Annotated in this window: 18 protein-coding genes, 1 riboswitch and 2 other annotated features; of the genes, 11 read left to right on the top strand and 7 right to left on the bottom strand. The window is 39.1% G+C overall.

The annotated features are described in order from the left end of the window. Positions 1 to 49 precede the first annotated feature (49 nt). Positions 50 to 427, top strand: a complete 378-nt coding sequence (gene ytxJ / locus FN924_RS12285) for a bacillithiol system redox-active protein YtxJ (protein WP_143894904.1) — start codon at positions 50 to 52, stop codon at positions 425 to 427. 11 nt (positions 428 to 438) lie between these two features. Here ytxJ and pilM read toward each other — a convergent pair whose 3' ends face one another. Then, the gene (pilM, locus tag FN924_RS12280) at positions 439 to 2,568 is read right to left on the bottom strand and encodes a cell division protein FtsA (RefSeq protein WP_143894902.1); all 2,130 of its coding nucleotides are present in this window, start codon (positions 2,566 to 2,568) and stop codon (positions 439 to 441) included. Between the two features lie 156 nt (positions 2,569 to 2,724). On the opposite strand from pilM, the gene FN924_RS12275 reads away from it, so the two are divergent. From FN924_RS12275 to motS, 4 genes are all read left to right on the top strand, one after another. Then, entirely contained in the window at positions 2,725 to 3,783 is a 1,059-nt protein-coding gene (locus FN924_RS12275; protein ID WP_143894900.1) for a bifunctional 3-deoxy-7-phosphoheptulonate synthase/chorismate mutase, read from the top strand. 195 nt (positions 3,784 to 3,978) lie between these two features. Further along, the gene (ccpA, locus tag FN924_RS12270) at positions 3,979 to 4,980 is read left to right on the top strand and encodes a catabolite control protein A (RefSeq protein WP_143894898.1); all 1,002 of its coding nucleotides are present in this window, start codon (positions 3,979 to 3,981) and stop codon (positions 4,978 to 4,980) included. Between the two features lie 94 nt (positions 4,981 to 5,074). After that, the gene (gene motP, locus FN924_RS12265) at positions 5,075 to 5,899 is read left to right on the top strand and encodes a flagellar motor protein MotP (RefSeq protein ID WP_143894896.1); all 825 of its coding nucleotides are present in this window, start codon (positions 5,075 to 5,077) and stop codon (positions 5,897 to 5,899) included. Then, positions 5,889 to 6,635: a flagellar motor protein MotS gene (gene motS / locus FN924_RS12260; protein WP_143894894.1), complete on the top strand. Its 747-nt coding sequence runs from the start codon at positions 5,889 to 5,891 to the stop codon at positions 6,633 to 6,635. Before motP ends, motS begins: the two co-directional genes overlap by 11 nt. A gap of 29 nt (positions 6,636 to 6,664) precedes the next feature. Here the strand turns inward: motS and FN924_RS12255 are convergent, their stop codons facing one another. The 4 genes from FN924_RS12255 to FN924_RS12240 all read right to left on the bottom strand — a co-directional run bounded on the left by FN924_RS12255 (position 6,665) and on the right by FN924_RS12240 (position 12,238). Continuing rightward, entirely contained in the window at positions 6,665 to 7,840 is a 1,176-nt protein-coding gene (locus tag FN924_RS12255) for an acetoin utilization protein AcuC (protein WP_143894892.1), read from the bottom strand. Further along, entirely contained in the window at positions 7,837 to 8,481 is a 645-nt protein-coding gene (locus tag FN924_RS12250; RefSeq protein WP_143894890.1) for an acetoin utilization AcuB family protein, read from the bottom strand. Before FN924_RS12250 ends, FN924_RS12255 begins: the two co-directional genes overlap by 4 nt. After that, on the bottom strand, positions 8,481 to 9,134 hold the full coding sequence (locus FN924_RS12245; protein ID WP_407691990.1) for a GNAT family N-acetyltransferase: 654 nt from the start codon (positions 9,132 to 9,134) through the stop codon (positions 8,481 to 8,483). Before FN924_RS12245 ends, FN924_RS12250 begins: the two co-directional genes overlap by 1 nt. Before the next feature lie 137 nt (positions 9,135 to 9,271). Continuing rightward, on the bottom strand, positions 9,272 to 12,238 hold the full coding sequence (locus FN924_RS12240) for a transglycosylase domain-containing protein (RefSeq protein ID WP_143894888.1): 2,967 nt from the start codon (positions 12,236 to 12,238) through the stop codon (positions 9,272 to 9,274). A 122-nt stretch (positions 12,239 to 12,360) separates the two neighbouring features. Then, positions 12,361 to 12,566: a binding site (T-box leader), on the top strand. Between the two features lie 63 nt (positions 12,567 to 12,629). Between FN924_RS12240 and tyrS the strand changes: the two genes are divergently transcribed. Further along, on the top strand, positions 12,630 to 13,883 hold the full coding sequence (gene tyrS, locus FN924_RS12235; RefSeq protein WP_143894886.1) for a tyrosine--tRNA ligase: 1,254 nt from the start codon (positions 12,630 to 12,632) through the stop codon (positions 13,881 to 13,883). Between the two features lie 437 nt (positions 13,884 to 14,320). Here tyrS and FN924_RS12230 read toward each other — a convergent pair whose 3' ends face one another. Continuing rightward, a complete protein-coding gene (locus FN924_RS12230) occupies positions 14,321 to 15,235 on the bottom strand; it encodes a class I SAM-dependent methyltransferase (RefSeq protein WP_143894884.1) in 915 nt (304 codons plus the stop codon). 330 nt (positions 15,236 to 15,565) lie between these two features. Between FN924_RS12230 and FN924_RS12225 the strand changes: the two genes are divergently transcribed. Beyond that, positions 15,566 to 16,717 carry a DUF2515 family protein gene (locus tag FN924_RS12225; protein ID WP_158633997.1) on the top strand — a complete coding sequence of 384 codons (1,152 nt, stop codon included), beginning with the start codon at positions 15,566 to 15,568 and terminating at the stop codon, positions 16,715 to 16,717. Positions 16,718 to 16,983: 266 nt separating this feature from the next. On the opposite strand, the gene thrS is transcribed toward FN924_RS12225, so the two are convergent. After that, the gene (gene thrS / locus FN924_RS12220) at positions 16,984 to 18,183 is read right to left on the bottom strand and encodes a threonine--tRNA ligase (RefSeq protein ID WP_143894880.1); all 1,200 of its coding nucleotides are present in this window, start codon (positions 18,181 to 18,183) and stop codon (positions 16,984 to 16,986) included. Positions 18,184 to 18,493: 310 nt separating this feature from the next. Then, positions 18,494 to 18,722: a binding site (T-box leader), on the bottom strand. A gap of 138 nt (positions 18,723 to 18,860) precedes the next feature. After that, positions 18,861 to 18,962, top strand: a riboswitch (SAM riboswitch). Between the two features lie 213 nt (positions 18,963 to 19,175). Between thrS and FN924_RS12215 the strand changes: the two genes are divergently transcribed. The 4 genes from FN924_RS12215 (at position 19,176) to cysI (ending at position 24,691) form a co-directional block, all read left to right on the top strand. Next, complete coding sequence (locus FN924_RS12215) at positions 19,176 to 20,282, top strand: 5-methyltetrahydropteroyltriglutamate--homocysteine S-methyltransferase (protein WP_143894878.1); 1,107 nt, start codon at positions 19,176 to 19,178, stop codon at positions 20,280 to 20,282. Between the two features lie 95 nt (positions 20,283 to 20,377). Then, entirely contained in the window at positions 20,378 to 21,103 is a 726-nt protein-coding gene (locus FN924_RS12210) for a phosphoadenylyl-sulfate reductase (protein ID WP_143897207.1), read from the top strand. A 41-nt stretch (positions 21,104 to 21,144) separates the two neighbouring features. Continuing rightward, positions 21,145 to 22,947, top strand: coding sequence for an assimilatory sulfite reductase (NADPH) flavoprotein subunit (locus FN924_RS12205; protein ID WP_143894876.1), 1,803 nt, complete (start codon positions 21,145 to 21,147; stop codon positions 22,945 to 22,947). Positions 22,948 to 22,963: 16 nt separating this feature from the next. After that, a complete protein-coding gene (gene cysI / locus FN924_RS12200; protein WP_143894874.1) occupies positions 22,964 to 24,691 on the top strand; it encodes an assimilatory sulfite reductase (NADPH) hemoprotein subunit in 1,728 nt (575 codons plus the stop codon). Positions 24,692 to 24,704: the final 13 nt, after the last annotated feature.

Raw genomic sequence — 24,704 nt, 5'->3', positions numbered from 1 at the left:
ACTACTGCCCTGCCATACAGTAGTCCTTTTTTGACCAGAAAGGAACAACATGAAATTAATACAATCAAAACAAGCATTTGATCAATTGATACAGGATGAAACGATTTTCTTTCTACTGAAGCACAGCTTAACTTGTCCAATAAGTGTTCGCGTAAAGTCTGATTATGACGCTTTTGTATCGGAAGCGGAAGTACCTCTTTATTTGTTGCATGTTCAAGAAGCAAGAGAGCTTTCAAATTATATAGCAGAGGCATTTGATGTGAAGCATGAATCACCTCAAGTGTTAGCATTTTCAAATCAAGCGGTCATCTGGCACGATTCCCATCAACAAATTACATATAATGTATTGAAAGAGAAGGAAAAGCAAATAAAAGATGAGCATATGGACTCCCCAAAAATGATATTCCGGCTTTTAGGGAATCCTTAGGTTACAAATTATTAGGAATCCCAAGTAATGACGATTGAATCGTTTTCCTCCAGTGGTTCGTGGAACGAAGCAGAAACACCGTTCTTTTCAATTACAACATTTCCCTTTATCGATGTCATGTCCAAGGAGATATGACTGAAGATGTCTTGGAAAATGAATCCAGTAAATTCTTCTTTTTTAACAAGTAGAGAATCTCCAGGGATAACTTGGTCTTCTCCAGTGAGTATGTCTTCTCCTCTCGTAACCGTTGCAGTTTGTCTCGTAAGCGTGATTTTTTCTCCGTTATAGAGAACCGGTATTTGTACCTTTTGATCTATCTCTAAGCTAGTCAACAATTCTTGAACGGTCAAGCTTGCTCCTTTCTGATATTCCATTCGATCATTATCTTTAATCACTTCTTTTTGTGTGGCTTTTCTTCCGTTCACGAACAATTGGGCTTCCTTATTAGGAATTGTATATTTCTTGTGATTCACATACACGACAAACGGCTTTACTTCTTCTGGTTTAAATCCAATGTATCGGAAGAAGTCTTCAATGGTATGAATCGTTACACAGCTAATTCGATCTCGATCCTGTACCTTATAAGATGGAGTCACTTTTTTGCCATTCACTTCAATCGTACTTTTTACTTCATACGCTTTTCCGTTAAAGTGAATGGTATAGGTTGGAACCTCATCTAAAAGCTCGACAACTGATATATTGGGTGCTTCTCCGTCTTTTCCTTTTTCAAGCGTGAGTTGGTCTCCATGCTTAACAGGATGTTCCAAGCTGGTTTGAACCCCATTCAGTAACAAAGATGGAGCTGTTCCATATGTACCAGGTATTGTTACGTCTTGTCCATTCACGTTAACCATCAATGCCATTCCTGGCTTTCCATATTGATGCTCCAAATGTATGCCAGCAGCAAGTAAACAATCTGCTACATTCAGCTGCTTCATATCGAAAAGTCGTACAGCTCTTCCGTTTACTTCTACACTAATGTACTGGACAGGATGCTCCTGTGCAGCGATTGCAATACCAATAGGTGTAACAAAAGCAGGACCTGATGGAAGGTTGTCCGTCTTCTCAATCGTTTGGATGGCATCAATGCCTCTAACTGCAACACGGTTTAATGGAAGCTTTAATTTGTCAGCTAGAATATTCGTTAGCTCTGGGGTTAAGCTTCCACCACCAACTAACATTACAGCAACTGGTGGACGTTGGTTCAAGTTAAGAATCTCTTCAGATATAGCAGATGCAAGCTCCTGGATAGCTGAATCAATTTCGTGTGCAAGTTGTTCGTAATGGATTTCTTGCTCAAAGCCTAGAATGTCCTGAATGGTAGCAGGTTGTTCCTTTGAAATCTCTCTTTTCAACCTTTCTGCATCATGAAAGTCTAGTAGATATTTATCACTGATGGCCTCGGTAATCTCGTCTCCGGCTTTTGGAACCATGCCATATGCGGTTATCGTTCCGGATTCTGTTAGTGCAATATCACTTGTACCAGCACCTATATCTACCAATGCGACATTGAGTCTTCGCATGGAAGGAGGAATTAGCACATGGATAGCTGCAATTGGTTCTAAGGTTAGAGCTTCCATTTCTAATCCTGCTCGCTGTAAAGCTGCAATTAAGGATTCAACAACTACTTTAGGTAAGAAGGTTGCAATAATTTCAACGGAAACTTCAGTACCCTGCTGATCAATAAGTGATCCAATCAGCTCGCCATCAATCTTATATTCTAGTACTGAATAACCAACACAGTAATAATGAGTGCTAGATGTGTCTTGCTCTTCTTGAGCAAGCTGGTGCTGAGCTTGTTGAACAGCACTTAATTCTAAAAATAAAATATCCTCCTTACTCATGAGTGGCTGCCGCTCAATTGATTTCGTGGATAAAGTTCTCATCGTTTTAAGGGAGCGTCCGGCAGCTGCTACACAAACTTTGGAAAGTGGTCCATAATCCCGCTCTAACGTTTCCTTCACATTTTGAATCACTTGAGAGACTGCGATAATGTCATGGATTTGTCCATCCAGCATGGAACGCTCAGCATGTTCCTGGACAACGTAATCCACTAGGTTGAATGTTTTTTCGTTTTTTTCTAATAGCATTCCGACTACGGTTCTTGTTCCGATATCTAATGCGAAAATGTAATCGTTCATGAATTATTCCCCTTCACAATGTTAAAAATGTATGAATATACAAAATATTATAAACTTAAGTGGTGACAAGAGCTTTATAATTAGCTATAATAATCCCTAATTATTAAAAATATATCACACTTTTCAAGGATTATTGTGAAACAGGAGGCGTTTTTTTTGGGGAATGAGCAACTTGATCAGTTACGTGACAAATTGGATGAGGTAAACATACAGATTCTAGACCTTATCAATAGTCGTGCAGAGATTGTCAAAGAAATTGGAGAAATTAAGGAAAAGCAAGGTGCCATTTATTATGATCCAGTTCGCGAGAGAGATATGCTCAACAAAATAACAGCAAAAAATAATGGACCTTTTGAAGATTCTACCATTGTTCATTTATTTAAGGAAATTTTTAAAGCTGGTCTTGAGTTGCAGAAAGACGATCATCGTAAGGCTCTATTAGTATCCAGAAAGAAAAAGCCAGAAGATACAGTAATTGAGATTAATGGAGAGAGATTCGGAGACGGAAACCAACACTTTATTATGGGACCTTGTGCGGTTGAAAGCTATGAGCAAGTAGCAGAAGTTGCTGCAGCTGTTAAAAAACAAGGCTTGAAATTATTACGTGGTGGTGCTTTTAAACCAAGAACTTCTCCTTATGATTTCCAAGGGCTTGGTTTAGAAGGCTTGAAAATATTAAAACGTGTGGCAGATGAATATGAGCTTGCAGTTGTAAGTGAAATTGTAAACCCAGCAGACATTGAAAAAGCAGTTGAATATATTGATGTCATTCAAATTGGTGCACGTAATATGCAAAACTTTGAATTACTTAAAGCAGCAGGGGAAGTCAATAAACCAGTTCTCCTAAAAAGAGGATTGTCTGCCACTATTTCTGAATTTATCAACGCAGCTGAATATATCATGTCCAGAGGTAATGGAAACATTATTCTGTGCGAGCGAGGTATTCGTACGTATGAAAGGGCAACACGTAATACATTAGATATCACAGCTGTTCCAATCCTGAAACAAGAAACACATTTACCTGTAATGGTGGATGTAACTCATTCAACAGGGCGTAGAGACTTATTGTTACCTGCCGCTAAAGCAGCGCTTGCTATTGGTGCTGATGGAGTGATGGCGGAGGTACATCCAGATCCAGCGGTTGCATTATCTGATTCAGCGCAACAAATGGATATAGAAACCTTTAACACATTCATGAACGAATTAAAGAAATAAACAAAAAACATGCGTCTACCGACAGGTAGGCGCATGTTTATGCTATTATAATGAAATACTAGTCCAAAATCGTAAAATACATAGAATTTTGACGGATTTTAGGGGCTGACCGTTGCGGATGACGATATAGTATCGTATGATAAATGAAAAGCAGAACGAATGGACAAGGTAAGTTCAGAGGAGGAAATGGACGTTATGACAGTTACAATATATGATGTAGCAAGAGAAGCAAATGTTTCCATGGCAACTGTATCAAGGGTAGTCAATGGGAATCCAAATGTTAAACCAGCAACGCGTAAGAAGGTATTGAATACGATTCAACAACTAGGATATCGACCAAATGCTGTAGCGCGTGGGTTAGCAAGTAAGAAAACAACTACGGTTGGAGCAATTATTCCAGATATATCTAGTATCTTTTTCTCTGAGTTAGCGAGAGGTATTGAAGATATTGCAACGATGTATAAATATAACATTATCTTAAGTAACTCGGATCAAAACAAAGAAAAAGAATTACACCTTATCAATACGATGTTAGAAAAGCAGGTGGATGGAATTGTCTACATGGGTGGAGTAATTTCTGAAGATCACATTAATCAATTTCAAACAGCATCTGTACCTGTTGTATTGGCAGCTACGGTGGATCAAACAGAAACTATTCCTTCTGTAAATATTGATTATGAAGAAGCGGCATATGAAGCGACCAATCTTTTGATTGATCACGGACATCAACACCCAGCTTTTGTAACTGCGACAGAAGAGACTGAAATGAATAATCAAAAATACGCTGGATATCTTCGTGCGATTAAAGAAAACAATAATGAAGTAAAAGAAGAGAGAATCATAAAAGGGGACTATTCTTATGATTCAGGAATCGAAGCAATTGAACAATTAATAGCACTTGAGAACCGCCCAACTGCTGTGTTTGTTGCATCCGATGAAATGGCACTAGGAGTTATTCATGGTGCTCAAGATCGTGGGTTAGATATTCCAAATGATTTGGAAGTATTCGGGTTTGATAATACTCGTTTAGCAACAATGGTTCGCCCAACGTTATCTACGATTGTACAGCCAATGTATGATATCGGTGCTGTTGCGATGCGTTTATTAACCAAATATATGAATAAAGAAGAGGTCACAGATCAAAGTATCATCTTACCTCACCGTATGATTGAAAGAAATTCAACAAAATCTGAATAATGAAAAGATGTTCGCACAGGTGCGAAAGCTCTTTGAACATTTACAGCTAAGAATAGGCACAAAATCTGGAACCAAAGAGGGTTAGGTGAAAGCAATGAAAAAGTTGGACTTACTAACACCTGTTGGAATAACACTAGGTTTCCTGCTTATTATGTTCGGAATTTTATCTAGTGGAGGCGCGTCTGGGGTTATTTCCTTTTTAGACCTCGCCTCCTTTTTTATTGTAATAGGTGGACTAGTAGCAGCGATACTTATTAATTTTAATCGCAAACAATTAAAATTAACTGGACAGGTATTAAAAGAAGCATTTCGTCAGGTGCAACAGCCACTACCGCAATTGATTGATCAAATGGAAGCTTTATCAGAAAAGGCTCGCCGAGAAGGGCTGTTAGCACTAGAAATGGAAATGAGTAAAGTGGAAGATCCATTTGTGAAAAAAGGAATCCTGCTTGCTGTGGATGGGTATGAACCAGAGGTGATTCGAGATATACTGACAGCAGAAATCCTTGCAATGGAGGAGCGCCATCAAAGAGGGCGTGCAATTATTGAGAAAGCAGGAGAGTACGCACCTGCGTGGGGAATGATAGGTACACTTATAGGTCTTGTGCTTATGTTAAAAAACCTAGAAGACCCCTCTACATTGGGACCAAATATGGCAGTAGCTTTGTTAACAACCTTTTATGGTACAGTATTAGCAAATCTTGTGTTCATCCCGATGGCTAGTAAATTAGAAAACCGAACAGAGGAAGAAGTATTCTTCAAGCAGATTGTACTGGAGGGAATCATTGGTGTGCAGTCAGGAGAAAACCCTCGTATTTTGCGTGAAAAGCTTTCCGTTTTTCTTACTTCCGATTTGCGGAAAGAAGCGAAACTAGAATTAGATCGCACCTATACTGGAGAAACAATTAATGAAGCTTAGAAAAAGAAGAAAGAACGAGAAAAGTTCACCAAAATGGATGGTCACGTATGCGGATATGGTCACGCTAGTGCTTGTATTTTTCATTTTGCTCTTTTCGATGTCGCAGATCGACATGATTAAATTTCAAGAACTAGCGGAATCATTTCGTAACCGAATGGTGTTTGATGCCTCCTCCTCTGTTCTTCCTAATGAAAAGGGTAATGTAGAAGCGGAGCAAGAAGTGACGCCGGAAGAGGAACCTATAACAGAAACAGAAGACGAAATGGATTCATTGGACGAATTATTGCGAATGGTGAATGCTTTTATTAAGGAAAATAATATGCAAGCAACGGTAACTGCAAATCGTAGACAAGAGGGCGTTGAATTAGTGCTGCAAGAAAAGGTATTATTTAATTCAGGGGAAGCGGACATAATTGAAGCAGGGAAGCCTTTGCTTGACCGTATTGCCATATTGCTAAAGGAAATACCAAATAAAATAAAAGTGGAAGGTCATACCGATAATCGGCCCATTTCAAACTTCCGTTATCCATCTAACTGGGAGTTATCTGGCGCAAGAGCAAGTAGCGTAATACGGTACTTAGAAGATACACATAAGTTCCAAGGGAGTAAATTCGAAGCTGCTATTGGTTATGGAGATACGAAACCCATTGTACCTAACACATCTTCTGAGAATTGGAGAAAAAATAGAAGAGTAGAGATCGTTATATTACAAAAAACAGAAAATAAGAATACGTAAGAAAACTACGCTACATTTTAGCGTAGTTTTTACATTTGATTATAAAATTTATTTTTGTTCTTTGCATATTGTAAAAGAATTTCTAATGTTCGACAATTTTTCTCACTAATTTCTTCTTTTCTCGGTATCGATGGATAGATTTCATCTAAATCATGCCAGAATTCAGGAAGTGTTACGGGTGACTCTTTTTCCCAATGCTTTACCCACTCAGCTGGTAAACGTCCTTGAACAATTGTATTCGTTTTCATTATACTCCAGATTTGAGACCAAGCGCGAGGTACTACACGCCAAATATCATAGCCACCACCACCAAGTGCAATCCATTTTCCATCACAGTATTCGTGTGCTAATTGATGCGCTAGTTTTGGTATATGTTCATAAGTTCTCATGGTAGAACAAAGGTGGGTAAGAGGATCATAATAATGAGCATCTGCTCCGTTCTGACTCACAATAATATCTGGTTGAAAATAGTCCATAATTGTTCTAAGGGAAGATTCATAGATGTCTAGAAATGATTCATCCTCGGTAAATGCATCTATAGGGACATTAAACGAATAGCCATATCCAGCTTGAACACCACGCTCATGTACTTGCCCAGTGCCAGGAAACAAATATCTTCCTGTTTCATGAATCGATAGGGTACAAACGTTAGGATCATCATAAAAAACACTTTGAACCCCATCCCCATGATGAGCATCCGTGTCCACGTATAATACCCGTAAATTATAGTTTTTTCGAATATATTGAATAGCAGTAGCTGCATCGTTATAAATGCAAAAGCCAGAAGCTTTATTTGGGAATCCATGGTGAAGACCACCACCTAAATTTAAGGCATGTAGCACTTCTCCAGATAAAACTTGATCAACTGCGGTAAGGCTAGCTCCAACTAAAAGGCGGGATGCGTCGTGCATTCCAGGAAATATTGGAGTATCCTCTGTACCAATCCCATAATTAAAAAATTCTTCAGCATCCACTTTTTCCACACTAGCACGTTTGATGACATCTATATATTCAGAGGTGTGCACCAGTTTTAGTTCTTCTTCTGTTGCCATTCTAGGTTTTACGATATCCAAAGCATTTAAGAGGGACTCTGCTTCCAAAAGTTCTTTCGTCATTTTAATTCTTTGCTGGTTAAATGGATGGTGTTTATTAAATTGATAATCTAATAATTCATCTGAGTAAATAAACTTAGCACTACAGTTCATGGAGTCATCCCCATATTAGGCCATAAGACTTCAAATCCAGCTTGCTCTATATCTTCCTTAATGGGGAGGGGATTCATCGTTTGAATACGGAAGACTAGAATCTTATATGTCTTATCATTTTTATAAGGATATACTAAAACGGATGCGATGTTGATTTTGCGATTACCAAAAATCGCAGCCACTTCTGGCAAAATGCCAGCTTTATTAGGGACTTTTACTTCTATTTGAGAGCTCTGAACATGTGTCCCAGTTAGTTGAATGAGCGTATAAAGCATATCTTTTTCTGTTACTATACCTACTAATTTATTTTTTTGTACAACTGGCAAACAAGCAATCTCTTGATCATAAAAAATTGAAGCGACCTCTTCTACAAAATCTAACGGATGAATGGTTATAACAGGTGTAGTCATTATTGTATCAATTGAATGTTCAAGCTCACTGTGATTGGCTTGCTTCGATAGGATGGAAGGACTTGCATCTCGTACATCACGATCCGAAACAATTCCGACTATTTCATTGTCAGCGTTTACAATGGGGATGTGTCGAATTGGATGATTCTGCAAGATTTGATGAGCTTCGGCTATGGTTGCATTAGGATGTAGTGAAATAACCTCTTTCTTCATAATTTCCTCTACTAGCATTATAATTCATCTCCTTTCACAGTCATTGTGGAACGATTTAAGAATCGTAGTCTTTGAAACTTTTGTATGGAACTGTCCGGAACATGCTTCCCAATACGAACCATCAAACAATTCGCAGGGTGTGACATGATTTCTGGGTCATCCGTTGGAGCAGGCTTTAACCCTCCCGCAGCCATCATTTTTTCCATGATTTTTCGATAGTTCCAAATACTAAGCTGAGTTCCCTTCAAATCCCAGTGCCAGTAATATTCAGTAGATATGATAATATAGTTTTCCATATTTGGGTCTGAAACAGCAACTTTCAATAGAGTAGATCCGAGCTGAAATCCGCGATAGCTAGGAGCGATTTCAATCGCTCCTAGCTCAATTAAATCCTCCATATTAAAGGTGGACCATCTTTCTAGAGGATCGGGGTGTAAAAACGTTACATAGCCTACAATGGTATCTTCGGTACGGGCCACATAAATTCGTCCTTCTGGTAGATTGGCAATTTCTTTTAATGCTTCTAACTGTTTTGGAGCGGGACGAAATGCGACTAGTTCGTCGTGAAAAGAATAGTCCGTTAATTGGTCAGCTGTTAGCGGCCCTTCCACCATCATAATTCCTTTATCCGTATCCAATTTGTTTGAACTATACATCTTCTCATGTATCAATTCACTCACCACCTCTGTCCGAACTGATTTCTTAGTTTCATTATACAGGAGATAGATAGGACTTGTTAAAAAAGGATGACAATTAAAAGAAAAAGGAGCTAGGGTTTTCCCCAAGCTCCACTTGTTCTGTCTGGTCTCTAGTTGTTATTATTTTCTGGATCACCTGTTCCGTCTTCACCAGATCCATTGTCTCCACCAGTATCTCCGCCATTGTCATTTCCGGAATCACCGCCAGAACCTCCAGATCCATTATCGGATCCGTCATCCTGATCACCGTTAGAATCACCATTTCCACCGCCGTTGGCTGGTTTATCATCTACCGGCACATCTGGTTTTTCCGGCGTGAAATCACCGAATTGTAAGCTGTTCGAAGCTGCAGATTCTTGACCAAAATAATCCACTGCTTTCACTTGATATACAGCTTTTCCACTGCCAACATTCATTTTTGTTTCTGTTGTATTTCCAACTAACTTAAACGCTCCACCTGGTTTATTCGCTTTATATATGCGATAACCAACCACATCTTTACTCGAAGATGCTGTCCAGGTGATAACTCTAGAACCGGATTTACTTAGGTTAGATGGTGCATTTGGATTTTTACCATCATTTTTGATTTCATCTGTACTTGGGATGGATATTTTAGCCCAAGCCCCGCTCTGATTCGGAATAAGCTGCTCGATGTTGCTAAGCTTGTCAAAGCCATTTTCTTTTAACCATTCAGGATTAAAAGCAGCTCCATCATCATTTGTGAATTCTTTAGGGGTATTCGGTCCCGCAATAATGGATTTACCATTTACTTTGACATATGTCCCTCTAATTAAGCTATTATCACGTTGATTCGGAACGAATTTTGCATTAAATAAGTCGGAATCCACAAGGCCGAGTTCGCTACATACATCGGATGGAAGCATTCCAGAAACTTTACAATACGAACGATATACAAGGCCTCCCGGACGTTTAAATCGATTTTTAGGTGCCATTAGTTCAGGATTTATATCCGTAGCTGCATTTACAAGCTTCGCCCAAAGGGTGACGTTACGACGGCTATATTCTCCTTCTAATACTTTTGGAGTATCATATCCCATCCATATTCCCATTGTCACATTCGGATTTGTCGCAACAAACCACGTATCATGCCAATCCTGGGAGGTACCGGTTTTACCAGCCCAATCGACGCTAGTATATTTAAGGTTTGCTCTAGCCGCCGTCGCTGTACCACTTGTTAATACGTCACGCATCATATCAAGCATGAGATAGTTCGTTTGTGGGGTAAAAACATCTACCGCTTTACTTTCATGTTGGTAAATTACTTCCCCGTCCACGGTTTCAATCTTATCGATGAGATACGCATCAACAAATTTCCCATTATTACCAAATGTCGTATAAGCATTTGTATTTTCTTCTACCGTTACCCCATTTGTTAAACCACCAAGTGCAACAGCTGGATATTCATGATCGCCTTCGGTTAGAGAAGTGAATCCCATTTTCTCTAGGTATTGAGAGGCGGGATCATTATTAATAATTTGCATATAAGTTCGAACAGCTGGAATGTTATAAGACTGCTTCAAAGCAGTTCTTGCAGAAACTAGCCCATGGAAATTACTTGCGTAGTTTCCTGGATCATAAGGCTTAGGCATACCGGGATACGTAATAACTGTATTGACATCGGGAATGATAGAGCCAGGCTGAACAACTCCAGCTTCCATTCCTGGTGCATAAACAAGCAATGGCTTCATTGTACTACCATTTGGTCGCTGGGCATCTGTTGCGTGATTCAGGTTTTCTAATTCAAAATCCCTTCCACCGATGAAGCTAATGATTTTCCCAGTCTTATTTTCAATTAAAATACTACCTACCTGAACTGGTTCTTTAACTTGTTTTGTTTCCCCAGTGTCTGGATCGGTTACGGTTTCCCATTTATCGGCCCCGTAATTGTTATAATTGGCAGCAATTTTTTGATGAACATCATAGATCTTCTTATTAACTGTCGTATGAATTTTATATCCACTTTGTCGTAGATCTCGTTCTGCTAGAATCATATATTCTTCTTGTAGTTCATCGCTATTTTCGAGGTCTTCTTCTGAATATCCATCTTTTTTCGCTAGAATTTTGGATAATACTTTTTTCGCTCTTTTTTCAATTTCGTTCGTTAAATAAGGATATTTTTCAAGTGGTGATTCAGCCGGATCTGTAAAGTCACTTGTAATATCATAGTTAACAGCTTCCTGATATTCCCCTTCTGTGATGAATCCACTTTCTAACATTCGAGATAAGACTGTTTTCATTCGTTCTAATCCCGGCTGCAAGCCTGCTTCATCCTTCACGCCACCACCATTTTTAAAGGGAGTATAATAGGATGGACTTTGTGGCAATCCTGCAATATAGGCTGCTTGTGGTAAATTTAGATCTTTGGCATCTACACCAAAAATACCTTGAGCTGCTGTTTGAACACCAGCTATGTTTTGACCTGCTGCGTTACGTCCGAATGGAACGATATTTAAGTAAGCTTGAAGGATTTCATCTTTATCAGCAAATTGTTCAAGACGTAATGCTAATAAAATTTCCTTCGCTTTTCGTTCAAATGAAACTTCATTTGTGAGGATTTGATTTTTGACAAGCTGCTGTGTCAATGTACTACCACCAGTTTTTACAGACGTGTTTAGTACTTCTTGGAGGATGGCGCGCAATATTGCTTTCGGTACAACTCCGTTATGGGTATAAAAGCTACTATCTTCCGTAGCAACAATTGCGTGTTTAACATGTGAGGAAACATTCTCAAGAGTCGTTTCTTCGCGGTATAAATCCGATCGAACTTTTCCTAAGTATTCGTTGTTTGCAAAGTAGAGCTCCGAGGACTCCTCATAGTTATATAGATCTTTCTCCATCGTTTCCTGAGCACGAACTGGCTCGTCCTTCACCAAGGATGCAAAGTAACCTGCACCAATTCCGCCTGCAAAAAATGCACCAATCACACCTACAATAAGGAAGAATAAAATAATATTCCAAACTACATCATATGTGATTCTGGAACTTTTTTGGATAATTCCTGCAGACCAAAGTTCTTTTATTTTTCGTATATATTGAGCTAATTTTTCTTTATTCATTGTGATACCTCCTAAACCCAATCTATATTATAGCATAACCGTCAAATAACTTATTTTTTTTGTAGGAAGTAATTGCAATTTATAATTTTCTATGGTATTAATATCATTACATTCTAAAAACGTTATATGCAAAGACGGATTATAGTAGTATGGATTGTCCCTGTTGTAGAGAGCTAGCGGTGGTGGAAGCTAGTACATACGATCATGCGAAGTACACAAATCTTGAGCATCCTCTGAAGAGGCGGCTTAACCAAGTCGTTATGAATTGAAGTGGCAAGCGGAAGCTTGCAACAAGGGTGGTACCGCGAGATTAGACCTCGTCCCTTTTGGGGATTGAGGTTTTTTTATTTTTATAAAAGGAGAGTGAATGGAGTGCATATTTTAGACGATTTTGCAACGTCGTGGCCTAATCAATCAAACTACGGATGATGAAGGTTTACGTAAACATTTAGATGAGAAGGTTGTCACCTTGTATTGTGGATTTGATCCGACTGCAGATAGCCTACACATTGGACATTTAGTTCCGATGTTAATGTTAAAACGATTTCAACAAGCGGGACACCGTCCTGTTGCACTTATCGGTGGAGGCACAGGAATGATCGGAGACCCGAGTGGTCGTTCCACGGAACGCCAGCTTAACGATTTGCAGACCGTTCAACATTTTAGTGACCGCATCAAAGAACAACTAGCATCCATCTTAAATTTTGATGAAGGGGAAAATGCAGCTGTCGCTCGTAACAACTACGAATGGTTATCGCAAATGTCAGTCATTGATTTTCTTCGAGACACGGGGAAACACTTTGGTATCAACTATATGCTAGCTAAGGACTCTGTAGAATCTAGGTTAGAAAATGGAATATCTTTTACTGAATTCAGTTACATGATTCTACAATCCGTTGATTTCCTAAACTTATATGAAAAAGAAAACTGTACACTACAAATAGGTGGTAGTGACCAATGGGGCAATATCACTGCAGGGATGGAGCTCATCCGTCGTACGAAAAGTGGAGAAGAGCAAGAAGCGAAAGCATTTGGGTTAACTGTACCACTGATCACGAAAGCGGATGGTACAAAATTCGGTAAAACGGCTGGTGGAGCAGTTTGGCTAGATCCTGAACAAACATCTCCATACGAGTTCTACCAATTTTGGGTGAATACAGATGACCGTGATGTGATTAAGTTCTTGAAATACTTCACATTCCTAAGCTTTGAAGAAATTGATGAATTAGAAAAATCATTGGAGCAAGAGCCAGAAAAGCGTGTTCCACATAAACGTTTGGCAGAGGAAATGACGAAGCTAGTTCACGGTGATGAAGCGTTGGAGCAAGCACAACGAATTACAGAAGCTTTATTTAGTGGTGACATTGCTTCTTTAAATGGAAAGGAGATTGAACAGGGCTTTAAAGACGTTCCATCTACAACGTTCCCTGTCGAAGAAATCGGGTTGGTTGATGCACTAGTAGAAGCGAAGATTGCTTCTTCCAAACGTCAAGCTCGAGAAGATATCCAAAATGGAGCCGTGTATATCAATGGAGAGCGGAACCAAGATTTAGCTTATGTTTTAACAGAAGAGGACCGTATGGATGGTACATTTGTGATTATTAGAAGAGGGAAGAAGAAATACTTTGTTTTGAGATTTGAATAGGAGTTAACTCGTAGCTCAGGGTTTGGTGTTATTTACAGCTCCACCCTGAGTATTTTTTGTCTAAGGACACAATCGATTTTATCAGTGGAATATTGAATTTGCTTCAAGAGCTATCATTCAATATATAAATTCAAGTAAGTATGGCTAGTATATCCGAGAAGAATTAATAACCCTTTACATAAAAGGTATTAGAATGGGGCTGGGACATAAATAAAGAGAAAGCCGAAAAGCCGAACAACAGCCCATACTAGCTCCAGAATTATACGTAGACTCGAGTGGGAGGAAAGGCATCGGTGAGACCCCGCAGTGCGTCAGCACGAGGAGGCTCACCAGCTGCCCGCGGAACGCGTAGTATATTTCCGGAGCGGAGTATAGGCACTAATAATAATTGTTCGTTTTTTCATTGCTTCCTATACTTTTGTCTCAACCTCATAAGTTTATTTTTTTACAGCGTGAATATAATGGATGCTTTCAAATGCAGATAAATAATCTGACCGATTACTAAAGAATTGTTCTTGGATAGTAGCTGGAGTTAGGTGTTCATAAATTAGCAGCCCAGACTTTTCAAGCAAATGCTCCATTTCCTCGTAAGTGAAACAAGCTTTCATCGGTTCTCCGCTTGCAGCTGCCATTTTTACCATATTCTCAACTCGGTTGGATAACCCTTTTTGTTCAAAAAGATGTTCGTCCGCATAATCGAATACAATGGAACTGCCCGAAGGAACGATAGCAAACAATGTTTGAATTAATGTTACGAGCTCCTGCTTAGTTAAGTAATAGGAAACACCTAATAAGCTATATAATGTTTTTTGATTTTTCAGCCCTTGGATAAGTAAATCTTGATAGGTGAAGTCTTGAGTAAAGTCTATGGATGTAAAATGAAGATTATTTGGTATTTCAAAATCCATACTCGCTAACCTGTTCTTTTTGAACGCCTGTGTGGAAGGGTGATCAATTTCGAATATCTTTAATATGTTTTTTAACTCTGGATGTCGAAAGGCAAACGTATCTAATCCAGCACCAAGTATGACAAATTGTCTTAGCCCCAACAAAATCTCATTCTCCAACACTTTCTCAGTATAGGCGGAACGTGCCAATGGTGTTGGGGATAATTGAACTTGTGTAATCCATTTTAGAATTTCATCGGAATTACCTTTAAATTTTAGGGCGATATCTTTGTTAAAGAATGATATGCCTTGAATCATATGACGACTAATTTCTTTAAACTCATCTTCCGTGATGAGCTGGCGTGCAAGAAAGTCATCGAAAATGATTGGTGTATCGAACTTGCTGTGATAAGCTCTAGCAAAAGCAGAAACTAGAGAAGTGAAGCTAGATTCATATTGTTTCATAGAATAACCCCTCACAAAAAATAAGATTCCCCTGGCCAGGAGAATCTTATTATACACCAATTATTTTAATTGTAAATTATAGCACAAAAAACATTTTTTGTCAAATTATTTAATCGGGTTAAAGAAAGCCGGATTAAAGTTTGTTACTGGATATCCTTTTCCATCCGTTTTCCACCTATTCTCTTTTCCTCAGCATATCTTTCCTTACATAAATCATGATTATGCGAGTCGTCCTAATACTTCATACGTACACACATTCTCCAAAACACAAATAATCTAGTAAGGGGAGGTGGGGTAATCATTAACAGGCTCTATCCTATTGTTACTTGTTTGCCAATTAAATGTTGTAAAGTATTAAAAGGTATAAAGAAGAAGGAGACGGAGTTAAGATGGAACGATGAAATTTCTTTTCAAACAGAAAAAGTAAATCGAATAAAGCTGGAATTAAAGAAAGGAGGAAGTCTAAAAAAAATACCAACAGCTTATGAACGTTTAATCATTGATTCAATTAATAGGAAAACACGTGAATTAAACAAAAACAATATCACGAGAACAAATGCGTATTTCCAGTTCTATCTAAGTCATCCTGAGGTTCATTGGGCGTTTTTAGCTTCCATGGTGTCAAGAAACGCTGGCTATAACATGACAGATTTAAAAGGTAGTCTTATACCTAGTTATTTAGGTGGTAGTAAAGTTGATGATTTCTTTTCGTTTTTAGAAAGATCCAATGCGCTTATTTTCCAAGACGCATATCCTCAGTTACTCTTATATGAGAAAAGTAAAGAAGTCAACCAAGACCTCACGTATTTACTTCCGCATTTCTACGTGACCCAATTTATGCAGCCCTTTTGGAGTGATTTCATTCGGACAAAGGATTCACAATTTTTGACTTTGGCTTTAATTATTAACGAGCAGAACTATATCCAAAAACGCGTCATGGAGAAAAAGAGGTATAAAGAACGAGTGTTAGATACAATAACCTTTAAAACACAGGAACTATTCCACTTTTCTAAGGTTATTTTTCCATTCTTTCAGGATGAGGAAATTCGACTAACAGGGGTAACGGTAACAGACTTTCACAATCTAAAAGAAAGAATACAAATAGGGAAGACCCTATATTCTATTTTGTTTAGGGTTAATCCAGTCTTTAATGGGGCGTTAGCATTCGCCTCCAAATGTTCACATACAGGTTCAAGAGCGGATTACTGGCCATTTTCTTTTACTACTAACCGCATTTTACCAAGGGATGGGAAGGAAGTTTGTTCCAAAGACACCCCTCCTCTTATAAGAAGTCCGAAACTTGAGGAAGTATGGCCTAACATAGCACATTCATTCCATGACCAGTCGGACTGGTATAGAGATACAAGTATGCTAGAAGCATTTTCAAGCTTTCGTCCACCAAAGGATTATTTAATAGAAGAAGAATATTGCACTGCATTGGAAACATTATACAATCTTTCAAAGATGAAAAGTGAAAAATAGAGTAAAAACACCCGTAGGATTTGTCGGGATTAGTAGTGTGATTTAATTATGAACATCTTACAAATATTGTGAGTTTTTTAAAAAAGTAAAAGTTGAGACGTCAGGACTTATGTAAGTCTTGCGAGTACAATCCCCAAATGGATAAAGTCTGGGGAGAATCGAAAAGAAGTACTTAAGGCGATTGAAAGCTTAAAAAACTGTCGGCTATAAAGGAAATGGAGAAGAGCATTTAATTGCTAAACAATTAAATGCTCTTCCCTTACTTGTTACATGTCACTTTGAAGGAAATGGATAGCATCATCTAAGGACTTGTCTCCCAGATTTCCTTCTTTATGTTTTCGAAGAGCAACCGAGTGATTCTCCATTTCTTTCTGACCAACTACCATCATAAAAGGGACTTTCTGTTTTTCAGCCTCTCGTATTTTTAATCCGATTTTTTCATTACGATCATCGACTTCAACACGAAAACCAACTTTTTCGAGCTCTGCTTTCACTTGATAACTATAATCTATATGTGCTTGTGCAATCGGAAGGATGCTCACTTGAATAGGAGCCAACCAAAGTGGAAAGCTTCCATCAAAATGCTCAATTAGAATCGCCATGAATCGTTCAATAGAGCCGTAGATGGCTCGGTGAATCATTATCGGCTGTTGTGGCTTGTTGTCATCTCCAATGTATGCACAACCAAATTTCTCTGGAAATTGAAAATCAAGTTGGATTGTTCCACATTGCCAGCTTCGTCCAAGGGAATCCAAGATGTGAAAATCAATCTTTGGGCCGTAGAATGCGCCATCCCCTTCATTTAGACTATAGTCGATTCCTTTTTCCTCTAACACTTGTTGGAGTGAGGCTTCTGCTTTGTTCCATTTTTCCAAAACTCCCATATATTTTTCAGGGCGAGTCGACAGCTCGACCTTATAGCTAAATCCAAATAGAGAATATATTTCATCAACCAGCTCTAGAACATGTTTGATTTCATCTTTCACTTGATCTTCTCGAGCAAAGATATGAGCATCATCTTGAGTGAAGGATCGAACTCGAAGTAACCCATTTAATGATCCAGAAAGTTCATGCCGATGGACTAACCCAAGTTCTGCATAACGAATGGGTAATTCTCTATAGCTACGTCGCTTGCTATTGTAAAGTAAAACAGCACCAGGGCAGCTCATCGGTTTAATCGCATAGTTTTGCTCATCAATATTGGAGAAATACATGTTTTCATGATAGTGATCCCAGTGTCCCGATTGTTCCCATAAATGCTGTTTCATCATAATGGGAGTTTTGATTTCTTGATAACCAGCTTTTTGATGCTTCTCTTTCCAAAGGTTTTCTAACTGATTGCGTATGACCATTCCTTTTGGCAAGAAGAAAGGCATACCAGGTGCTTCCTCCATCGACATAAATAATTCTAACTGTTGACCTAGCTCTCTGTGATTACGTTTCATATCGTTCCCTTGATTAGACATTGTAATTATCCTCCTGATTTTAAAATAAAAAACCACACTCATCCCAAAAGAAGGGACGAGTGTGGTCGTGGTTCCACCCTAATTTCGTTCACACGTATCGTGCGAACGCTCTAAAGAAATAACGGCTTCCTACCGGCTATGGATACTTCATCAGCTGGTTCCCCATAACACTCCAAGGTGGTAAAGAATACTGTATTCTTAGAAGGCTCTCAGTCGGTGACCTTCATTCCCTGTTAAGACATTCATATATTCCTCGTGTCCTTGTCTTCGCTTTTATATATTCAATTTAAAAAAACCACACTCATCCCAAAAAAGGGACGAGTGTGGTCGTGGTTCCACCCTAATTTCATTTCACAGTTATGTGCAAAATGCTCAATAAAGTAACGGTTTTTCCCGATTATGGATACTGAGAATAATCTGTTCCCCATAATAGCTCCAAGGTGGTAAATCATTCGCTTTATCTTAAGGGCTTTCAGCCAGTGACCCTATTCTCTAGTAAGAAAAGTCCAAATCATTCATGTCCTTGTCTTCGCTCTGTCATGTAATTAAATAAAACTATAGGACACTTTTTTTAGAAAGTCAAGATTCATTTTTTAGAAAAAATATCTAAAATATCTATTGACAATACTTAGTAGCGCTAGTATATTATTTTTAACAGAAAATTCCTAATTTAATAATTCTTATCCAGAGAGGTGGAGGGACTGGCCCAACGAAACCTCGGCAACAGGCTGTTATGGTACTGTGCTAAATCCTGCAAGCATTTGCTTGAAAGATAAGAAGAGATAATAAAGAATGAAAACTCTTCTTATATGAAAAGAAGAGTTTTTTATTTTATAAAAAGGTTGCCGACTAGACCACTAGAGGTAGCGTGATCCGGACAGGATTATGCTGCCTTTTTTTCATGGACTAAAGGGTTTGGAATCAAGGCTAGATTAGAAAGTTTGTAACATGAAAATGTTCCAATAAATGAATGAAAAATGGAGGAGATTCAAATGACAGTGACGTTAACTAATGCCCCGTTTCGAGCAGAGCACGTAGGAAGTCTATTACGACCAGAAAGAATTCATGTGGCAAGAAAAGCGTTTAAAGAGGGGGCGATAAGTAGCGCTGAATTAAGGAAGGTAGAAACAGAAGAAATTAAAAGAGTTGTAGACAAACAAATAGAAGTAGGTTTAGAGCTTGTAACGGACGGAGAGTTCCGTCGTAGATTTTGGCATACGGATTTCCTAGAGCATTTAAACGGGATCGAAGGATATGTTCCAGAGGTTGGTTATATTTTCCACGGGAATGAAGAAACGGAAAAATACAATATTCGAAATGTAGGGAAAGTATCGTTTCCTTCAGACCATCCGTTTATTCAAGACTTTATTGAATTTAATCAAATAGTGGATGGGCGTGCCGTCGCGAAGCAGACCATTCCAAGTCCGAACCAGCTTTTTCATGTTGGAATAAGGGATGAGACTATCTATCCAAGCGTAGATGATTTTGCGGAGGATGTCATTCAAACGTATCGGGATGTCATTCAAGCTTTTTATGATGCTGGGTGTCGCTACCTTCAGTTAGATGATGTTTACATTGCAGGGTTGTCGGCTCCTAGCTTGCCGTTTAATGACGAAGGAGACTACAACAGAAATGAACGAATCGATCAGGCTCTACGAGTCATAAACGGAGTATTAGAAGGGAAGCCAGATGATTTAATTGTAACGACTCATTTGTGTCGCGGAAATTACCGGTCTAATTGGGCGTTTGAAGGAAGCTATGACATCATTGCTCCGACATTATTAGCAAAAGAAAAAGTCGATGGATTCTTTCTTGAATACGATGACGAACGTTCTGGTGGGTTTGAACCTTTACAACATATACCAAGAGGCGGTGCCAAAGTAGTATTAGGTGTCGTGACATCTAAAATTGGATCTTTAGAAGACAAGGAAGCAATCAAAGCTCGGATTCAAGAAGCTTCAAAATATATACCATTAGAACAGTTATGTCTAAGTCCGCAATGTGGCTTTGCTTCCACGCATCATGGAAACAAGCTTACGGAAGAAGAACAATGGGAGAAGCTCAGATTTATTGTGAACATTGCAAAAGAAATTTGGTAGAAGACGAGTAATGGGTGGGATGGGAGCTTGATTCTAAGAATATCTTGGTCCTGTTTCAGGATAGTTTCCTATACCGGAAGGGAGTTTTCATGAAGATGCTTTCCTACGAAAATTTCAGCGTAGATCCATTTGAAGATTGGCGGCCGACAGATGAATGGAAAGGGGCCCGAACGATTCTAGAGTGGGCGTACCATGTCTACCAGGATTCGCTAATTTATTCTTGTAGTATGGGGGCAGAGGGAATGGTTTTAATTGATCTCATATCCCAGGTTAAAGAAGATGCAAACCTATTGTTTTTAGATACAGAGCTTCATTTCCCTGAAACGTACAAATTAATTGATAGAGTAAAGAGCAAGTATCCACGGCTTCAAATAAAAATGAAAAAGCCAGAGTTGTCGTTAGAGGACCAATCTGCTGAACATGGGTCTGCATTATGGAAAAGAAATCCCGATCAATGCTGTTATATAAGGAAAGTAAAGCCTCTGGAAGAGGAATTATCCAGTGTAACTGCTTGGATTTCGGGTCTAAGAAGAGAGCAGTCTCTTAGCAGAGCAAAGACAAATTTCGTAAATAAAGATAGACGCTTTCAATCTATAAAAATTTGTCCACTTATTTATTGGACGTGGGAAGATGTATGGCAATATATCCATCAGCATCAAGTTCCATATAACGAATTGCATGAATATAACTTTCCAAGTATCGGTTGCATTCCTTGTACATCTGCGGTCGAGGATGGAGTAGGGGATAGTCGTGCTGGTAGGTGGCAAGGAACGAATAAAACGGAATGTGGTCTTCATCCTTCGTTAGAAAAAGAGGATTGATTTCCAGAGTTACATAGGACTGAATTTAGGAGGTGACATAGTTGCAATTACAGGAAAAGAACAGTCCATTTAACCAACAACAAGCGGAGCTTTTAAATCAACTTCTTCCTAACCTCACTGAAAACCAACGCATGTGGTTAAGTGGATTTTTAGCTGCTCTTCCGACCGAAAAGCAGGAAAAGGCGTTCCAAACTACTCTAAACTCGGAAGCTCCTTCTCGTGGGATAACGATACTTTATGGTACGGATACAGGGAATGCCCAACAATTAGCAGAGGATTTCACCAAGCAATTAAAAGAGAATAACAAACAAGTATCTTTGTTTCTCATGGATGAATTTAAACCAAAGACTCTAAAACAGGTCGAGGATTTACTGATTATTACGAGTACGCATGGAGATGGTGATCCGCCCGATAACGCTGTTTCTTTTTATGAATTTTTGCATAGTAATCGAGCACCAAAGCTTCATGATGTTCGATTCTCTGTTTTAGCCCTTGGAGATAGTAGTTATGAGTATTTTTGCCAAACAGGAAAAGCGTTTGATCAACGCCTAGAGGAGTTAGGTGCGGAGCGATTTTTTCCAAGAAAAGATTGTGACTTAGATTTTGAGGAACCCGCAACAGAGTGGATGGAACAAGTTCTAGCACTTCTTTGTAAGGAGCAAGGGGAACAGAAGAATTTTCCTAAGGCAACGATTGTTGAAGCTACATCTTCTGTTTCCTATTCAAAGAAAAATCCATTTGAAGCTGAAATTCTAGAAAACATCAATATTAACGGACGTGGTTCAAATAAAGAAACGCGTCATCTAGTATTAGATTTAGAAGGATCTAACTTACATTTTGATCCTGGGGATAGCCTAGGAATTATCCCTGTTAACCATCCTAGATTGGTGGATGACATCATGGAATTTATGGGATGGAATCCAGATGAACAAATTTCTATTGGAAAAGATATTGGAACAATCACTACGCGAAAAGCACTTACATCTATCTATGAAACTACGAAGCTGACAAAGCCATTGTTAGAAAAATTATCGAGATTCTCTGAATCAGAAACATTAAAAGCACTTATCCGTTCCGATGATAGAAAAGATATGAAGGACTATTTAGAAGGTAGAGACCTACTAGACGCTTTACAAGATTTTGGACCGTGGAACTTGCCAGCTACTGAGATACCTAACCTTTTCCGTAAGCTTCCAGTACGTCTTTATTCAATTGCCAACAGTCTACGATCTAGTCCAGATGAAGTACACGTAACGATCCGAACGGTTCGATACAACAAAAATGGACGTGATCGACTTGGTGTTTGCTCCGGCCATATAGCAGAACAAGTTGAAATTGGCGATCGATTACCCATTTTTATTCAAAGGAACGATAGTTTTCGGTTACCTCAAAACCCAGATGCTCCGATTATTATGATTGGTGCTGGAACTGGCGTTGCTCCATACCGATCATTTCTAGAAGAACGAGAAGCAATTGGTGCACCGGGGAAATCATGGTTATTCTTCGGGGACCAGCACTTTAGGACGGATTTTTTATACCAAGTCCAGTGGCAAAAATGGCTCCAAGAAGGGGTTCTTACGAAGCTAGATGTCGCCTTTTCTCGAGATAATGCGGAAAAGGTTTATGTACAGCACCGTATGTTGGAGAAAAGCAAGGAGCTTTTTGATTGGTTAGTAGAAGGAGCGTATCTCTATGTTTGTGGTGATGAAAAGCATATGGCAAAGGACGTTCATCAAGCGCTTCTTTCGATAGTGGAACAAGAAGGGAACAAAAGTCGAGATGAAGCGGAAGCTTTCATCGCAAAGCTTCGTGAACAGAAACGCTATCAACGTGATGTGTATTAATGGAAAGGGGTTTAGTATGACTAAGAAGTTTCCATTTGAAGCGGGACCACCAAGTGAGATGGAAAAAATAAAAGAAGATAGTAACTATTTAAGAGGGCAATTAGTGGAAAGCTTTGCAAACCAGATAACTGCAGGAATTCCAGATGAGGATAGTAAGCTACTAAAATTTCACGGAAGTTATATGCAGGATGATAGGGATATACGTCATGAACGTAAAAAACAAATGCTTGAACCTGCCTATCAATTTATGCTTCGTGTTCGGCTACCGGGAGGAGTCGCAACACCAGAGCAGTGGCTTAAATTGGATCAACTGAGTGATCAATATGGAAATAGGACGATAAAGCTAACCACTCGTCAAACCTTTCAGCTACATGGGATTTTAAAATGGAATATGAAGCCAACGCTGCAACATATTCACCAAGTCTTACTAGATACGATCGCAGCCTGTGGCGATGTGAACCGAAACGTCATGTCCGTTTCCAATCCATTTCAGTCTGACATCCATGCGGAAGTGCATAAAAGTGCGCAACAAATCAGTGCACATCTATTACCGAAAACGAAGGCTTATCATGAGATTTGGTTGGATGGTGACAAGCTGATAGATAGTCGGGAAGAGGAAGAACCTATATACGGAAATCTTTACTTACCTAGAAAGTTCAAAATAGGGATTGCGGTCCCTCCTTCCAATGACATCGATGTTTATTCCCAAGACCTTGGATTCATTGCGATTATGGAACACGACAAGTTAGTTGGATATAACGTTACAATTGGCGGTGGAATGGGGAGTACACATGGAGATACGACAACCTATCCACAGATTGGGAGAGTCATAGGTTTTTGTTCAAAGGATAAGGCGGTAGAAGTGGCGGAAAAAATTGTAACCATACAACGGGACTATGGGAATAGGTCTAGTCGAAAGCACGCTCGCTTCAAATACACAGTTGATCGATTGGGAACGGAATGGGTCTTGGAGGAATTAAACCGACGATTAGGTTGGGAGTTAGGTCCCTCACGTCCTTATAAATTTGATCATAACGGAGACCGCTATGGTTGGGTGAAAGGAGATGGAAAATGGCATCTAACCTTGTTTATACAAAATGGGAGAATCTTGGATACCGAAACGTATAAGCTTAAGACAGCAATTCGAGAAATTGCGGGTGTCCATCAGGGAGACTTTCGATTAACAGCTAACCAAAATTTAATTATCAGCAATGTAACGGATCAAATGATGCCGCAGATTGAAAGATTAGTAGAACAATATGGTCTCATGGATGGAAAAGAAAATTCTGCACTTCGGCGCAATTCTATGGCTTGTGTGGCATTTCCCACTTGTGGCCTTGCCATGGCAGAATCGGAGCGTTACCTTCCTACCTTAATTGATAAACTAGAAATTTTATTGGATGAAGCTGGATTACGGGAAGAGGAAATTACAATCCGGATGACAGGTTGTCCAAACGGATGTGCTCGACCAGCTTTAGCAGAAATCGGCTTTATCGGAAAGGCACCAGGAAAATATAACTTGTATTTAGGTGCAAGCTTTCATGGTGATCGGCTAAACAAGTTGTATAAAGAAAATATAGGCGAAGATGAAATTCTTCAGACGCTCAGACCAATTCTTCAGGCTTATGCAAAAGAACGTTATGCAAAAGAACGCTTTGGAGATTTTGTGATTCGAGCGGGGTATGTTGCAGAGGTAACATCCGGATTAGATTTTCATACAGACCCAGTGGAATTCGAGAAATAATAATACTTTGGAG

This window comes from Radiobacillus deserti, assembly GCF_007301515.1.
GTDB classification, from domain to species: Bacteria; Bacillota; Bacilli; order Bacillales; family Amphibacillaceae; genus Radiobacillus; species Radiobacillus deserti.
Note: the sequence above shows the minus strand (reverse complement) of the source record. Positions and strands in the feature narration are given on the sequence as shown.

Bases quoted from the DNA above. Each gene is read 5' to 3' on its own strand.
- ytxJ (WP_143894904.1), top strand. From the start codon at position 50: ATGAAATTAATACAATCAAAACAAGCATTTGATCAATTGATACAGGAT.
- pilM (WP_143894902.1), bottom strand. From the start codon at position 2,568: ATGAACGATTACATTTTCGCATTAGATATCGGAACAAGAACCGTAGTC.
- ccpA (WP_143894898.1), top strand. From the start codon at position 3,979: ATGACAGTTACAATATATGATGTAGCAAGAGAAGCAAATGTTTCCATG.
- motP (WP_143894896.1), top strand. From the start codon at position 5,075: ATGAAAAAGTTGGACTTACTAACACCTGTTGGAATAACACTAGGTTTC.
- motS (WP_143894894.1), top strand. From the start codon at position 5,889: ATGAAGCTTAGAAAAAGAAGAAAGAACGAGAAAAGTTCACCAAAATGG.
- FN924_RS12255 (WP_143894892.1), bottom strand. From the start codon at position 7,840: ATGAACTGTAGTGCTAAGTTTATTTACTCAGATGAATTATTAGATTAT.
- FN924_RS12250 (WP_143894890.1), bottom strand. From the start codon at position 8,481: ATGCTAGTAGAGGAAATTATGAAGAAAGAGGTTATTTCACTACATCCT.
- FN924_RS12240 (WP_143894888.1), bottom strand. From the start codon at position 12,238: ATGAATAAAGAAAAATTAGCTCAATATATACGAAAAATAAAAGAACTT.
- FN924_RS12230 (WP_143894884.1), bottom strand. From the start codon at position 15,235: ATGAAACAATATGAATCTAGCTTCACTTCTCTAGTTTCTGCTTTTGCT.
- thrS (WP_143894880.1), bottom strand. From the start codon at position 18,183: ATGTCTAATCAAGGGAACGATATGAAACGTAATCACAGAGAGCTAGGT.
- FN924_RS12215 (WP_143894878.1), top strand. From the start codon at position 19,176: ATGACAGTGACGTTAACTAATGCCCCGTTTCGAGCAGAGCACGTAGGA.
- FN924_RS12210 (WP_143897207.1), top strand. From the start codon at position 20,378: ATGCTTTCCTACGAAAATTTCAGCGTAGATCCATTTGAAGATTGGCGG.
- cysI (WP_143894874.1), top strand. From the start codon at position 22,964: ATGACTAAGAAGTTTCCATTTGAAGCGGGACCACCAAGTGAGATGGAA.